Source organism: Microbacterium sp. R1, assembly GCF_015159725.1.
Classification (GTDB): Bacteria; Actinomycetota; Actinomycetes; order Actinomycetales; family Microbacteriaceae; genus Microbacterium; species Microbacterium oxydans.
The window spans coordinates 149,907-164,305 of the sequence record NZ_JADDUD010000005.1 but is presented as its reverse complement, the minus strand read 5'-3'; the positions used below and the strand labels follow the sequence as shown (position 1 = coordinate 164,305).

13 protein-coding genes are annotated in these 14,399 nt (G+C 68.2%); 7 read left to right on the top strand and 6 right to left on the bottom strand.

Annotated features, from left to right (window positions below; all coding sequences use genetic code 11):
- Position 1: 1 nt before the first annotated feature.
- The 4 genes from ILP86_RS17665 to ILP86_RS17650 all read right to left on the bottom strand — a co-directional run bounded on the left by ILP86_RS17665 (position 2) and on the right by ILP86_RS17650 (position 3,627).
- Positions 2-1,174, bottom strand: coding sequence for an ABC transporter substrate-binding protein (locus tag ILP86_RS17665; RefSeq protein ID WP_046748894.1), 1,173 nt, complete (start codon positions 1,172-1,174; stop codon positions 2-4).
- 73 nt (positions 1,175-1,247) lie between these two features.
- Positions 1,248-1,637 (bottom strand): nuclear transport factor 2 family protein, encoded by a 390-nt coding sequence (locus ILP86_RS17660; RefSeq protein ID WP_058632455.1) that lies wholly within the window; start codon positions 1,635-1,637, stop codon positions 1,248-1,250.
- Between the two features lie 24 nt (positions 1,638-1,661).
- Positions 1,662-2,450 carry a MoaF C-terminal domain-containing protein gene (locus ILP86_RS17655; protein WP_179516125.1) on the bottom strand — a complete coding sequence of 263 codons (789 nt, stop codon included), beginning with the start codon at positions 2,448-2,450 and terminating at the stop codon, positions 1,662-1,664.
- A gap of 220 nt (positions 2,451-2,670) precedes the next feature.
- Positions 2,671-3,627, bottom strand: coding sequence for a helix-turn-helix domain-containing protein (locus ILP86_RS17650; RefSeq protein ID WP_046748897.1), 957 nt, complete (start codon positions 3,625-3,627; stop codon positions 2,671-2,673).
- Between the two features lie 115 nt (positions 3,628-3,742).
- On the opposite strand from ILP86_RS17650, the gene ILP86_RS17645 reads away from it, so the two are divergent.
- Entirely contained in the window at positions 3,743-4,864 is a 1,122-nt protein-coding gene (locus tag ILP86_RS17645) for a DUF998 domain-containing protein (RefSeq protein WP_046748898.1), read from the top strand.
- Between the two features lie 42 nt (positions 4,865-4,906).
- Here ILP86_RS17645 and ILP86_RS17640 read toward each other — a convergent pair whose 3' ends face one another.
- Entirely contained in the window at positions 4,907-5,893 is a 987-nt protein-coding gene (locus ILP86_RS17640; RefSeq protein WP_193762554.1) for a spermidine synthase, read from the bottom strand.
- Between the two features lie 107 nt (positions 5,894-6,000).
- On the opposite strand from ILP86_RS17640, the gene ILP86_RS17635 reads away from it, so the two are divergent.
- The 6 genes from ILP86_RS17635 (at position 6,001) to ILP86_RS17610 (ending at position 13,452) form a co-directional block, all read left to right on the top strand.
- Complete coding sequence (locus tag ILP86_RS17635; protein WP_127011935.1) at positions 6,001-7,824, top strand: ABC-F family ATP-binding cassette domain-containing protein; 1,824 nt, start codon at positions 6,001-6,003, stop codon at positions 7,822-7,824.
- A 40-nt stretch (positions 7,825-7,864) separates the two neighbouring features.
- On the top strand, positions 7,865-9,631 hold the full coding sequence (locus ILP86_RS17630; RefSeq protein WP_061017218.1) for a Na+/H+ antiporter: 1,767 nt from the start codon (positions 7,865-7,867) through the stop codon (positions 9,629-9,631).
- A gap of 49 nt (positions 9,632-9,680) precedes the next feature.
- On the top strand, positions 9,681-10,646 hold the full coding sequence (locus tag ILP86_RS17625; protein WP_193762553.1) for an NADP-dependent oxidoreductase: 966 nt from the start codon (positions 9,681-9,683) through the stop codon (positions 10,644-10,646).
- Between the two features lie 96 nt (positions 10,647-10,742).
- On the top strand, positions 10,743-11,654 hold the full coding sequence (locus ILP86_RS17620) for a MetQ/NlpA family ABC transporter substrate-binding protein (protein WP_046748902.1): 912 nt from the start codon (positions 10,743-10,745) through the stop codon (positions 11,652-11,654).
- A gap of 95 nt (positions 11,655-11,749) precedes the next feature.
- On the top strand, positions 11,750-12,793 hold the full coding sequence (locus ILP86_RS17615; RefSeq protein WP_127011937.1) for a methionine ABC transporter ATP-binding protein: 1,044 nt from the start codon (positions 11,750-11,752) through the stop codon (positions 12,791-12,793).
- Entirely contained in the window at positions 12,793-13,452 is a 660-nt protein-coding gene (locus ILP86_RS17610; RefSeq protein WP_046748904.1) for a methionine ABC transporter permease, read from the top strand. The genes ILP86_RS17615 and ILP86_RS17610 overlap by 1 nt, the downstream gene beginning before the upstream one ends.
- On the opposite strand, the gene ILP86_RS17605 is transcribed toward ILP86_RS17610, so the two are convergent.
- Positions 13,439-14,386 carry a pseudouridine synthase gene (locus ILP86_RS17605; protein WP_227751370.1) on the bottom strand — a complete coding sequence of 316 codons (948 nt, stop codon included), beginning with the start codon at positions 14,384-14,386 and terminating at the stop codon, positions 13,439-13,441. The genes ILP86_RS17610 and ILP86_RS17605 overlap by 14 nt on opposite strands.
- Between the last annotated feature and the right edge of the window lie 13 nt (positions 14,387-14,399).

Genomic DNA, 14,399 nt, shown 5'->3' with positions numbered 1-14,399 from the left:
ACTACTCGCCGATGCGGAGCCAGTCGTCGGCGACCTGCTCCCAGGCGTGGGTGCCGGACTTGAGGATGATCGGCCAGCCCGCGGTGTTCTGCGTGCCGAACGCGTAGGGCGTGCCGACCATCGGGTTCTCGATCGGCTCCATGTTCTTCAGCGCCTCGGAGACGCTCTCACGGGTGATGTCGCCGTCGATGCCCTTGAGCACCTCGATGAAGTAGGTCGCCGCGAGGTAGCCGCCCTGACTGAACGACGTCAGCGGGATGTCGTTGTCCTCCATCAGGGTGCGCCAGTCGGCGTTGATCTCGCTGTCGTCCGTGAACGGGTAGAACTCGGCGGGAACGTAGATGCCGGCTCCCGCATCGTCCACGGCCTCGGCGAAGTTCTCGCTGTAGACGCTCGTCAGGTACAGCCAGGTGACGTCGTCCCAGCCCTGGGCGTTCGCGGCCTTGACCTGACCGATCGCGTCCGGCTCGACGGGGTTGATCGCGAGGGCCTTGCAGCCGGCCTCGCGCGCCTTGACGATGTACGGGGTGTAGTCGGATGCGCCGTACGGGACGGTGTCGTCGACGTACTTCGGCTCCTTGCCGGTGATCTCCGACCACTTGTCGATGGCGGCCTGGTAGGTCGGCCGGGTGGAGCCGGCGATCTCCAGCAGGATGCAGATGTCGTCGAGCCCGAGCACCTCGGATCCGTACTGCAGCGTGAGGGTCATGTCGTTGAACGGGCCGACGTTCGCCGGCGAGATGTTCTCGCTGTCGAAGCAGCCGGTGTCGACACCGATTCCCGGCATCGACAGGATGCTCTCCTGCTCGTAGTACTTGGCGTTGATCTCGCACTCGATCAGGCTCGCGGAGCCGACCAGCGCGACGGCGCCGTCGCTGCCGACCAGTTCCCTGGCCGAGGCGGTCGCCGTGGCGGGGTCGCCCTTGTCATCGAGGGTCTTGTAGTCGATCTTGCGGCCGTCCAGTCCTCCGGCGTCGTTGAAGGCGTCGAAGACCGCGGCCGCCGCCTGGGAGGCCTCGGGGAAGGTGGCCGGCCCGCTGATGGTGTTGATGGACCCGACCACGATCGGGGCTCCGTCGCCCCCACCGGATCCGCCGTCTCCTCCGGCGCAGCCGGCCAGGGCGAGGGCTGCCACGGCGATGAGTGCCGCGGCGCCTGATGCGCGCTTGTTCATGTGGTTCCTGCCTCTCGTGTTCGGATCGTGCTGTGCGTGCCGTTCGTGTCGTGCAGTGATGGGGTGGCGTCGCTCAGTCGCGCAGTGCGCGGGACACGAGCTCGGTGTCGGTGAACTGCTCGAAGGCCACGACCTTGCCGTCCGCCAGGCGCCACACATGGGCCACCCGTGCGGCGAAGAAGCGGCCGGTGCGCCGATAGGTGCCGGAGTAGGTGCCGATGCCCACGACCGCATCGCCGGCGTCGAGGACCTCGTCGATGGCCACGGTGTAGTCGTCCCAGTCCTCCTGGATGCGCTGGAACACGTTGGCGGCCACCGCGTCGGGGCCGATGTAGGTTCCCGCGTAGGGGAAGCCGGCGGCCTCGGTCCACTGCACATCGGGTGCGAACGGCGCGAGCATCCCGTCGAGGTCGCCGCGGTCGCTCGCCGCGTAGTGTTCGCGGATGATGTCGGCATTGCCCATGGTGTCTCCTGTTCTCGCTGTCGATCAGACGGGCTGCGCGTCGGGATAGGCGACCGAGCCGAGCGGGTAGATGTGCCCGCCGGCCCTGGAGTGCTCGGAGTCGCCATCGCCGTTCAGCCCGAGGAAGATCCCGGTCGTCATCAGCTGGTAGCCGAGGTCGTGCAGCCAGACGCTCGCGACGGCGATGCGGAACTCGCGGAAGCAGAACAGGTACAGGCCGTCGGCGAACTTCCAGACGGTCGACAGGTCCATGTCGCCGTGACCGCGCTGCACGCCCTCGAGGCACTGCCACGCGTACCGCTGGCTCGACACGTACACGTGCTCGTACAGGTGGTACGGGCTGTAACGGTAGATGTTGCGCTTGCCGATCAGGTCGCGGCTGGGGCCGGGGACCTCGCCGGTGGCCGGCCCCGCATCCGTCGTGGCCGCCCAGAAGTCCTGTCCGACCTGCGGAGTGCCCTCGACGGCCTCGGCGGCGATGCGTGAGCGGATGACGGTCGCCCGATGCGTGGAGGAGGAGACCACGACCGTCAGGGCCTCGCGCTCCCGGCTCTCGAACGGGATGTTGATGAACACGACGTCCTCGCGCACACGGACGGCGTCATACGGGTCCGTGCCGCCGACCCCGAAGCCCTCCCAGGTGACGGTCTCCTCGTCGAAGCGCAGCGAGAGCGTGCCGCCGTCGTCGAGGGTCAGCGTCAAGGAGGTTTCGGCGAGCAGCGTGCTCGGCAGGCGGAAGGTGTCGATCCCGGCGGCGAACTCATCGTAGGTTCGCCATTCATCCAGTGCCGGGTCGGTCGTGATGTCGGTCATGCGGGTCCAGACGTCGCACACGGCAGGGCCTCTTCGCCCCGGGCACCGCGTCGTCGCGATGCGCTTGCCTCATGCTCGGTCCGACGCCCTCAGGGGCTCAAGGTCGCGAGGCCCATCGCGCGCCGAGAGTCAACCGGCGTGCCGTCCAGGGCAAGCGGTCATGACGGCGATTCCGCGCGCACCGATCACCGGTCCCGCACGGTGAGTCCTCGGGTCGCGCTCAGTGGGCGGCGCGGTACTCGCTGGGGGAGATCCCGAATGCCGACTTGAATGCGCGACTGAAGTGCGCCGCGTCGACGAAGCCCCAGCGGGCGGCGATCGCGGCCACGGGTCGGTCGGCGAGCATCGGGTCGAGCAGATCGCGGCGGCACTGTTCGAGACGGCGCGTGCGGATCCACGTCGACACGGTCACACCCTGCTCTTGGAACAGGCCGTGCAGGTGACGGGTCGAGATGAAGTGTGCCGAGGCGATCGATGCGGGACCGAGGTCGGTCGACGCGAGGTTCCGGTCGATGTGGGAGCGGATGCGCTGCACGAGCGCGCGATGCGGATCCGCCGAGACACCGTCGAGCCCGAGCTCGCGGGTGAAGACCGTGGAGACGAGGTCGAGGGCGCTGTGCGCGAGGCGTGCCCCGGTGGCACCGGCGAGCTGGTCGAGGTTCCCGGCGAGTTGGGTGAGGTACGGCACGACCATGCCGCCCAGACCCTCCTGCCCGGAGATGCGCACGGCGGTGAGCTGGCCGACCACGTCGGGGGGAAGGCTCAGGAGGTGCTTCGGGAACATGACGACCATCGTGCGGAACCCCTCGTCGAAGACGAGCGAGTACGGCCGATCGGTGTCGTACACCGCGAGATCCCCGGCCTGGAGCACGGCCTCCCGATCGTCCTGGATCAACAGGCCGGTGCCGGCGAGCATCAGGCTGAGCTTGAAGTAGGACCGGTCGCTCCTGGCGATCAGCTCCGGGGTGCGCTCGACGATGTGCGATGTGGCGCGCACTTCGGTCACGTGGACCTCGTCGACGGACGCACCACGGATGACGCCGCGGAAGTGGTCGGGCCCTGCCGTGGAGACCTGCAGCGGGACGAAGGACTCGGAGACGGCGGCTCTGAAATCACTGATGTTGCGCGCGACGAGAGTCGATACCGATTCGGCGGGGGCAGCGGGTGCACCGTTCATGACTGATCACCTCGGGTGGTGGAACGACGACGTTGTATACGATCCGTTCCGTGATGGTACCACCGGCCGCGCCGGATCTGCGCTCCTTCTATGATGTGGACCGGGAAGGACGAGGATGAACGCGCTGGCGAGCAGAGTCGTGCAGGTGCTGAGACAGGTGCGCGGCCCGGAGACGTCCGCCGCGGTCTTCGAGGCGACGGCACTCATCGTCGGTGCCGGCTTCTTCGTCGCGGGGTTCGCGATCGGCCTGCCGGTGTTCTGGGGTCACGACCTGGCGATCAGCGGCAGCGGGTCGATCGGCGTCTTCGCCGCATGCGGCGGGGCCATCACCGCGGTGATCGCGTTCACGCTCGGCCGGTTCGCGGTGCGACCGGAACGGCCCGACCCGCAGGCGGTCCGCGACGGCTTCAGCGTGCCGGGTGATCGGCTGCGCTGGTACGACCTCACCGCCATCGCGTTCGCCCACGCGGCGATCGCCTGCCTCGGCTGGCTCGGCATCGCCGAACTCCTCGAACGGAGCTTCACGGACGCCCCGGTGTTCCCGCTCCCCGGAGCGATCCTGGTGGCCGTGGCCTTCGCCCTGACCGGATACGTCTGCTTCCTCAGCGCGGTCGCTCTCAACCCCATGGTGCTCTCGCTGGTGCTCGCCGTGTTCCTCGTGGTCGGAGCGTTCGCCAGCATGCTCGCCTCGAGCGATGTGCACTGGTGGCGTGACAACCTCTCCGCGCTCGGGATGAGCACCAACAGCGCGTCCGTCGCCTTCAACGTGACGCTGGTCATCGCCGGGATCATGGTCACGACCATCTCCCGGTACGCCACAGCCGGCCTGCCGGCTGAGACCCCTGAGGAGCGTCGCGGCCGGTTCATGGTGCGCGGCGGGCTCATCCTGATGGGGATCTTCCTCGCGTGCGTCGGGCTCTTCCCCGTCGACGAGTTCTTCCTCCTGCACAACACGGTCGCGACGGGCATGACGGTCGTCTTCGGGATCATCGTCGTCGGGCTGCCGTGGTTCCTGCCGAGCATCCCGCGCGTGTTCGTGGCGTTCGGCTGGATCTACGTTCTGGTGATCATCCTGCTCGCCGCCTTCTTCGCGGTCGGCTACTACAACCTCACCGCGGTCGAGCTGATCGCCGCGGTGCTGATCTTCAGCTGGATCATCGTCTTCTTGCGCACGGCCGGGTCGGTCTCAGCGCCCACTCCCGATGCGCGGGCCGACCGGTCCCCGGTCGACGCCTAGTCCCGGATCGGCTCGACGCCTCGTCCCGGATCGGGTCGACTCCTAGTCCCAGATCGGGTCGTCGGGGTCGGGGGAGTCCGTGCCGTCCGCGTCGGTCATGATGCGGGCTCCGTCGATCCATGCGGTCAGGGACGCGTCGTGCAGCATGTGCGGTCGCGGTGCGCCGAGGAGGTCGGGGTCCATCACGACGCTCAGCGGCTCATCGCCCGCGAACATGACGACGTTGCCGAGAGGCCCCTCGTCATCTTCCGGCTCGGCGTCCAGGACGACGGCGACATTCTGGAACACCGACCGCAGCGTCGCCGCCTGTCGCCGCGAATACTCGAACGGGTGCCCGTCGAGGAGGTTCACCGCCACGACGGCGCCTGCTGCGGAGCGGGCGGCGACCCGACGGTAGAACTCCTGGCTGGCCACACGGTGTCGGATGACCGCGGCGTCCCACAGGTCGACGACGGTGAAGCGTGTATCCACCCAATCGGTGTCGACGGCGCTGCCACCCATCGTCGGGGCTCCGAGCCCCGGGAAAGGGGATTCCGGCACCGCCGATCGGTCCGTGTCGGGGTGATCCGCGTCGAGGTGATCTGTGTCGAGGTGATCTGTGTCGGGGTGATCTGTGTGGGGGAGTTCCGCGTCCGCGACGGCCCGCGCGTCGCCGAAGACGACTCGCAGATCGGCGCCTGGCGGGAGGGGCAGCGCATCGAGCACGGCAGCATAGAGCGCGGGTTCGAACTCGACCACGAGCTGCGGGGATCCGGGGCGCGTGGCCTCGACATAGCGTGCCAGCGTGAGCGCTCCGGCTCCCAGGTGCACGGTGAACAGCGGTGCACCGGGCTCAGCCGCGGCATCGATCGCTCTCGCGATGTGCTGCGTGTACGCGTACTCGAGTGTGGTCGGGTCGGTCATCGAGACCACCGACTGCGCGATCCCGTCGACACTGAGCTCGTAGTGCCCTGGGCGCCTTCTCGACTCCATCAGCTTCGCCCTGCGGTTGTCGAGCATGAGCGAGAACACCCGGCGATTCCTTGGCACCCGTCGATTTTAGATCGGGCGGAGCCGAACGACGATCCGGCCACCCGCCGCGGTTCGACGGCGGCGGTCGTCCTGGCGTCACCGGGCGCGGCTACCCTGGAGGGAACATGGCACATCTTCTCGGGGCTGAAGCCCTCCACCTCGAATATCCGACAAGGGTCGTCTTCGACTCCGTGACCCTCGGCATCGAGGAGGGCGATCGCATCGGCATCGTCGGCCGCAACGGAGACGGAAAGTCGAGCCTCCTCGGCATGCTGGCCGGCATCAAGGAGCCGAACTCCGGACGCGTCACGGTGCGTGGCGGAACGCGCATCGGCGTGCTCGATCAGGCCGACAATCTTCCGGACGACCTCACGATCAGCGCCGCGGTCGTCGGCGACACCCCGGAGTACGAGTGGGCGGGCGACGCGCGGGTGCGGGATGTCATCGAGGGGCTGCTCACCGATCTGCCGTGGGACGCCGAGATCGGCTCTCTCAGCGGTGGACAGCGTCGCCGGGTATCGCTCGCCAGGCTCCTGACCGGTGACTGGGATGTCATCGCGCTGGACGAGCCGACCAACCACCTCGACGTCGAGGCGATCACGTGGCTCGCCGGGCACCTCAAGAGGCGCTGGTCGTCGAACTCGGGCGCCCTCATGGTCGTGACCCACGACCGGTGGTTCCTCGACGAGGTCTGCACCGAGACCTGGGAGGTGCACGACCGCATCGTCGAGCCCTTCGAGGGCGGCTATGCGGCCTACATCCTGCAGCGTGTCGAACGCGACCGCATGGCGGCCGCCACCGAGGCAAAGCGCCAGAACCTCGCCAAGAAGGAGCTCGCCTGGCTCCGTCGTGGCGCCCCGGCCCGCACCGCGAAGCCGAAGTTCCGCATCGATGCGGCCAACGAGCTCATCGCCGACGTTCCCGAGATCCGCGACAAGGTGTCGCTGCAGTCGCTCGCGGTCTCACGCCTCGGCAAGGACGTGGTCGATCTGCTCGACGTCGGGGTGACCTACCCGACGGCCGACGGCGGCGAGAAGGTCGTGCTGCGCGACATCGAATGGCGCATCGCGCCGGGTGAGCGCACCGGCATCCTCGGCGTGAACGGCGCGGGGAAGTCGACCCTGCTCGGCCTCATCTCCGGCACCGTCGAACCCACCGTCGGTCGGGTCAAGCGCGGCACGACCGTGAAGGTGCAGACCCTCACGCAGCGGCTCGACGAGCTCACCCAGCACTGGAACGACCCGGTGCGCGTGATCATCTCCGGCCTGCGCACCTCCTACACGATGGGCGCGGGCTCGAAGGCGCAGGACCTCACGCCGGGGCAGCTCCTCGAGCGCCTCGGGTTCGACTCCGCTCAGCTCTCCACCCCGGTCAAGGACCTCTCCGGTGGACAGCAGCGCCGTCTGCAACTGCTCCTCGTGCTCCTCGACCAGCCGAACGTGCTGATCCTCGACGAGCCGACCAACGACCTCGACACCGATATGCTCGCCGCGATCGAGGATCTCCTCGACTCGTGGTCCGGCACCCTCCTCGTCGTCAGCCACGACCGGTACTTCCTGGAGCGCGTCACCGATCAGCAGTATGCGATCCTGGATGGCCATCTGCGCCACCTCCCCGGCGGGGTCGACGAGTACCTCCGCCTGCGCGAACTGCAGTCGTCCGCGGGCTCGAAGCAGACCGCGACGGCGGCAGCGACGGCAACCTCAGCCGCGGCGACGAAGGGTCTGGACGGAGCGGCGCTGCGCGCGGCGCAGAAGGAGATCTCCGCGCTCGAGCGCCGCATCCAGAAGCTCACCCAGCAGGTGAACGCCGCCAAGACCGCGCTGGCCGATCACGACCAGTCCGACTATGCGGGGCTGGGCGATCGCATGAAGAAGATCAGCGAGCAGCAGGCCGAGATCGAAGAGCTCGAGCTGCGCTGGTTCGAACTCACCGAGGAGATCGGCTGACGGAGGAATATCCTTCTCTCACCGCTGTTGGGAGGTAGGGATGGAAGGCCTCGAAGTAACAGTCCTGCTCGGACTCACGATTCTCGTCGGAACCCTGATCGCCCCGCGCGTGCGTCTCGCGCTGCCCCTCGTCCTCGTCATCTTCGGACTGCTGCTGGGCTTCGTGCCGCAGCTTCGCGAAGTGCAGCTGCCCCCGGAGACGGTGCTGCTGCTGTTCCTCCCGGTGATGCTCTTCTGGGAGAGCCTCACCACGTCCCTGCGGTCGATCCGCCGCGACTTCCGCTACATCCTGCCCATGAGCACGGTGCTGGTGGTCGCCTCGGCGTTCGCGGTCGCGGGCATCGGTGTGCTGTTCGGGATGCCCTGGGAGATCGCCCTCATCCTGGGCGCTGCGGTCGCCCCACCGGATGCCACCGCCGTCGCCGCCCTCGGTCGACTGCTGCCGCGCCGCATGTTCATGAAGCTCAAGGCCGAGAGCCTGACCAACGACGGCACGGCCCTGGTGCTGTACGCGATCGCGGTGTCGCTCGCGCTCGGCGGCCAGATCACCCCGCTGTCGGTGACGCTCGACGTGCTGATCTCCTACGTGGGCGGAATCGCCGCCGGCGTGGTCATCGCGGCTCTCGGCTACCTCCTGCTGCGGCGCACCTCGTCGACGATCGTGATCAACGTCACGCTGCTGCTGATCCCGTTCACCGCATTCCTCGCCGCCGAGATGGTGCACGCCTCCGGAGTTCTGGCGGTCGTGGTGGCGGGGCTCATCGTCGCGTACGTCTCTCCGCGGGTGACCACCGCCTCGTCGCGACGCCAGGCGGATGCGGCGTGGCCGTTCGGTGTCTTCCTGCTCAACGGCGCGCTGTTCGTGCTGATCGGTCTCGAGGTGCAGTACGTCGCGCATGAGATCTCGGCCGCCGCGATCGGGCGCCTGGTGCTCATCACTCTCGCCGTCTGGGCGACGCTGCTGGTGGTGCGCTATGTATTCCAGCTGCTGAACGTGGTGTTCCAGCGGCAGAGCGGTCCGCGTCCGGCGCCCGGCGCGAGAGCACGGGCCAGGGCCGTCTCCACCGTCGCCGGCATGCGAGGTGCCGTCTCCCTCGCCATCGCTCTCTCCGTCCCGACGAGCATCACCCAGGGCGGCGCGATCAACGGTCGCGACGAGATCGTGTTCGTGACGGCGGGTGTCATCTTGCTGAGTCTGCTCGTGCAGGGTCCGCTGCTGCCCGCCATCGTGCGATGGGCGCGGTTCCCCGTCGACCACGCCGAGGACGAGGAGTACGAGCTCGCAGAGCGGGCGATCTCCGGTGCCGCCCTCGCCGCCCTCGACGACCTGGCCGCCGAGCACGGTGTGGGCCAGGAGGTCCTGGATCGCGTGCGATCGGAGGGGTATCAGATGCTCGAGTTCGCCAACGCCCGGTCGCTGGCCCGCGAGCAGGCCCTCGTCGACGCTGAGGCCGACGTGCTGGACGAGATGCTCGGCGAGCCCGACCCGCTCAGCGCGGGAACCGCCGACGTCGGTGGCGACCCGGCGCCCGGAGGCGGCGTCTCGCAGGTCGTGGAGGGAGAGGCCACGGACGGCACCGTACTGCAGATCATCGCGACCTCCGCCGACGTCGATCTGGCACAGCGTTCGCCCTTGGTCCGACACGAGGAGCACACGCGCCTGAAGCTCGCCCTGCTCGACCGCAAGCGCGAGGTCCTGCTCGGACTGCGCGGCGCCGGCACCATCGACGACATCGTGGTGCGTCGCATCTCCGCCCGCCTCGACCTCGAGCAGGTGCGCCTGCAGGGGATCGAGGACTACGACTGAGCGTCCGGGCGTCCGAGAGCCGGACCCACCGATGAGAACGAGGAGTCCCATGCCCACGACGATGAAAGCCCTCATCCTCGATCGATTCGGTGACGAGACGGAACTGCATGAACACTCGGTTCCGGTCCCCACGGTAGGGGACAGCGACGTGCTCATCCGCATCCATGCCGCAGGGCTAGGGTCGTGGGACCGAGAGGAGCGCGAGGGTCACTATGAAGGCGCATTCGGCGTGCCGTCGACCTTCCCCTACATCCTCGGGTGGGAAGGGGCGGGGACCGTCGAGGCGGTCGGGGCCGAGGTGACGCGCTTCGCCCCGGGCGACCGGGTGTACGCCGCCTCGACCCCCGTCCCGAGAGGCGGGTTCTACGCCGAGTACGCCGTGGTCGACCAGGAACACGTCGCTCCGGTGCCCGCCCGTCTGACCGACGAGCAGGCAGGAGTGCTGGCCTGGGACGCGCTCACGGCCACGAGCGGACTCGACACCATCGATGCGAGTCCCGGTGATGCCGTGATGATCTTCGGCGCGAGCGGAGGGATCGGCCATCTCGCGGTGCAGCTCGCCAAGCATCGAGGGCTTCGTGTCCTCGCCGTGGCCTCGGGACAGGACGGAGTCGCGCTCGCGAGCAGACTCGGAGCCGACGCGGTCGTCGACGGTCGGAGTGACGACGTGCCTGCGGCCATCGCGCGCTTCGCACCGGACGGGCTCGACGGGGCGCTGGTCACGGCGGGAGGAACGGCGGCCGAGGAGGCACTGAGCGCAGTCGCACCCACCGGCCGCATCGCGTGGGCGCACGGCGTGAACCCGCCGCCGTCAGCGCAGCTCGTCGATCGGGTGTCCTTCTACGACGGCGATCGCAGCCGCGCCGCACTGCAGCGTCTCAACGAGGTCATCGAATCGAGTCACATCTCACCGCATGTGTCCCGCGTCTTCGACGCCGATGAGATCGCGACGGCGCACCGGGCGCTCGGAGAGCACTACGTGGGCAAGCTGGCCCTGAGGGTGCCGCGGCCCTGACCACGCCTCGCTGTGACGCCGTGTGACACTCGATTCCGCGTGCGCCGCGCGGCCTGCCTAACGTATTCGAGTCCCCCAAGAGAGGAACTCCTTCACATGTCACGCCGCACCACTTCCATCCTGGCCGCGCTCGCCGCGGTCCCGCTCTTCGTCGCGCTCGCCGGGTGCGCCACGGGGTCGTCCGATGCCGGATCCGGCAGCGAGGGATCCTCCGAGAACGAGGTCGTCAAGATCGGCGTCGTCGGCAAGGGCGACGAGCAGTGGCCGGCCTTCGTCGACGCCGCAGCCGAAGAGGGGATCACGGTCGAGCTGGTCGACTTCGGCTCCTACGAGCAGCCGAACCCCGCGCTCACCGAGGGGGAGATCGACCTCAACCAGTTCCAGCACATCGTGTACCTCGCCGAGTACAACAACGCCTCGGGTTCCGACCTCACCCCGATCGGCTCGACCGCGATCTACCCGCTCGGTCTGTACTCGAAGAAGTACGACGACGTCGACAGCATCCCCGAGGGCGAGACCGTCGCCGTCCCCGATGACGCCTCCAACCAGGCGCGTGCGCTGAACGTGCTGCAGCAGGCCGGCCTCGTCGAGCTCAAGAGCGGCGGCACGCCGTACTCCGACCTCGCCGACATCGACACCGACAAGTCCAAGGTCGAGGTCAAGGCGCTCGAGGCCGCGCTCATCCCGACCTCGCTGCCCGACGTCGCCGCTGCGATCATCAACAACGACTTCGTGCAGGACGCCGGCCTCACGTTCGAAGACGCGATCGCCCAGGACGACCCCGAGGATCCCAGCGCGCTGCCGTACGTGAACATCTTCGCCGCTCGTGCGGAGGACGCCGACAACGAGACCTACCTCAAGCTCGTCGAGATCTTCCAGACGAACGAGGCCGTCCAGAAGGGCCTTCTCGAGTCGTCGGGCGGCACCGCCGTGGCGCTGCAGACGCCGGTGGATGACCTGGTCGCCTCGCTCGCGAAGGTCCAGAAGGACGCCGACGCGAAGAAGTAGGACGCGGGAGATCCACCCCGTCCGATGAGGGAGAATCGGGTGGCGCGAAAACGCGTCACCCGATTCTTCGTTCCCGAAGCAGACCGGAGCACCACATGCCGATCGTCACCCTGACGAACGTGTCCAAGACGTACCCGCCCCGCACCCGTGACGGCGCGGAGGTCGTGGCCGTCGACGACGTCTCCCTCTCGATCGAGAAGGGCGACGTCTTCGGGATCATCGGCTATTCCGGGGCGGGCAAGTCGACCCTCGTGCGCCTGATCAACGCACTGGAACCGGCCACCAGCGGCACCATCACGGTGGACGGCGTGGACATCACCGCGCTGAAGGAGAGCGAGCTGCGCAAGGTCCGCGGCGGGATCGGCATGATCTTCCAGCAGTTCAACCTGTTCTCCTCGCGGAGCGTCAGGTCCAACATCGCGTATCCGCTCAAGCTCGCCGGCTGGTCGAAAGCCGATATCGAGACACGTGTGGCGGAACTGCTCTCGTTCGTCGGTCTCTCCGACAAGGCGAAGGCCTATCCCGAACAGCTCTCCGGCGGCCAGAAGCAGCGCGTAGGCATCGCCCGTGCCCTCGCCACCGGGCCCGCGATCCTCCTCGCCGACGAGGCCACCAGCGCCCTCGACCCGCAGACCACCCACGAGGTGCTCGATCTGCTGAAGCGCGTCAATCGCGAGCAGGGTGTCACGATCGTCGTCATCACGCACGAGATGGATGTGATCCAGACCATCGCGACCAAGGTGGCGGTGATGGAGAACGGTCGTGTGATCGAGCACGGCGATGTCTTCGACGTCTTCTCCGCGCCGCAGAACCCGGCGTCGCAGCGTTTCGTCGGAACGGTCGTCAAGGGCGTGCCGTCACCCGCAGAGCTGGCGGTGCTCCGCGAGCGCCATCAGGGCCGCCTGGTCACGTTCTCGTTCCGCGACGGCGACTCCTCGCAGGCGCAGGTCTTCCTCGATCTCGCCGGTGCCGGCCTCGACTTCGAGCTCGTCTACGGCGGCATCAACGACATCCGCGGACGGGCCTTCGGGCATCTGACACTCGCGATCCGCGGTGACGCCGCGGCGATCGATCGCGCCCTCGCGAGCATCGCCCGACGTGTCGAAGTGACCGAGATCGCCGGAGAGGAGGCACGCTGATGGAACGCCTGAACGAACTGTGGCCGGAATTCTGGGCGGCTGCCCTCGAGACGCTCTACATGACCTCCTTCGCGCTCGTGCTGGGTGGCGTGCTCGGTCTCGCTATCGGCATCATCCTGTACGTGACGCGGCCGGGCGGCCTCGCGCAGAACAAGCCGGTCTCGCTGTTCGCGAACCTCGTGGTGAACTTCTTCCGCCCCATCCCGTTCATCATCTTCCTCGTGGTCGCGCAGCCGCTGGCCCGTGCCGTGGTCGGTGTCGGCATCGGCACGACGGCGGGTGCCTTCATCATCGGTCTCGCCGCGGCCTTCGCGATCGGACGGATCGTCGAACAGCATCTGATCTCGGTCTCGCCCGGCGTGATCGAGGCGGCGCGTGCGATGGGTGCAGGGCCCTGGCGCATCCTGTTCACGGTGGCGATCCCGGAGTCGCTCGGACCGCTCATCCTGGGCTACACGTTCATCGTGGTCGCGCTCATCGACATGACGGCGATGGCAGGACTCGTCGGTGGCGGTGGCCTCGGCGCATTCGCCCAGATCTATGGTTTCCGGCAGTTCGAGCCGCTCGTGATGTGGGCGGCGATCGTCCTCATCGTCGTGTTCGTGCATCTCGTGCAGATGCTCGGAACCCGCCTGGCCCGCAAGGTCATGCGCCGCTGACGCGAGCGTACGGATTCTCACCACGAGGCGCGTGCTGCAGCGCCCGCCTCGTGGTGAAGACCCGCTCCGCGCCGCTCAGCGGATCGACGAAGCGCAGCTCGCGTGCGAGCAGCTGCAGCGGGCGGTCGAAGTCGTCCGGCACATCGTCGAGCAGCTCGGGGTAGAACCGGTCGTTGAGGATGCCCATGCCGAGGGCGGCGAGGTGCACGCGCAGCTGATGCATCTTCCCGCTGTGCGGGCGGAGCAGGGTGTGCACCACACGGTCATCGGCGCCGATCAGTTCGATCAGCGTCTCGGCGTTCGGCTCCCTGGTGTCGTCGACCTGCACCCGCACCTGGGCACGCGGCTTCTCGATGTGGTTGCGGTAGACGAGCGGGAACGAGGGGAGTTCGCCGTGCGGGGGCAGCGCGGACACCGCCTCGTAGACCTTCTGCACCTGCCGGTTCTCGAACATCAGCTGGTAGGCGCCGCGGGTGGCGGGTCGCGTCGAGAACATCAGCAGTCCGGCGGTCGCGCGGTCCAGACGGTGGATGGGCGCCAGGTCCGGGTTGTCGAGGAGGTTGCGCAGCCGCACCAGTGCCGAGTTCTGCAGGAACTTGCCGCCGGGAGTCGTTGGCAGGAAGTGCGGCTTGTCCACGACGACGAGATGCTCGTCCTGGTGCAGGATCTCGATCTCGAACGGGATCCGCGTCTCGATGGCGGGCTCGCGGTAGTACCAGATGAACTCGACACTCCCGAGCGGGGCATCGCGCGGGACCGCAGAGCCGTCGGCGCGAACGATGTCGCCGCGATCGAACCGCTCGAGCAGCCGCTCGGGATCGAGGTGGAAGAACCTCTCGATCATGTAGGCAGCGACCGTGGGCCACGAGCCGGTGAGGGGCACGTGCAGCCGTGTGGCTCCCACGCCGTCGCGCACGGGCAGGGGAGAGGGCATGCCCATCAGTTGC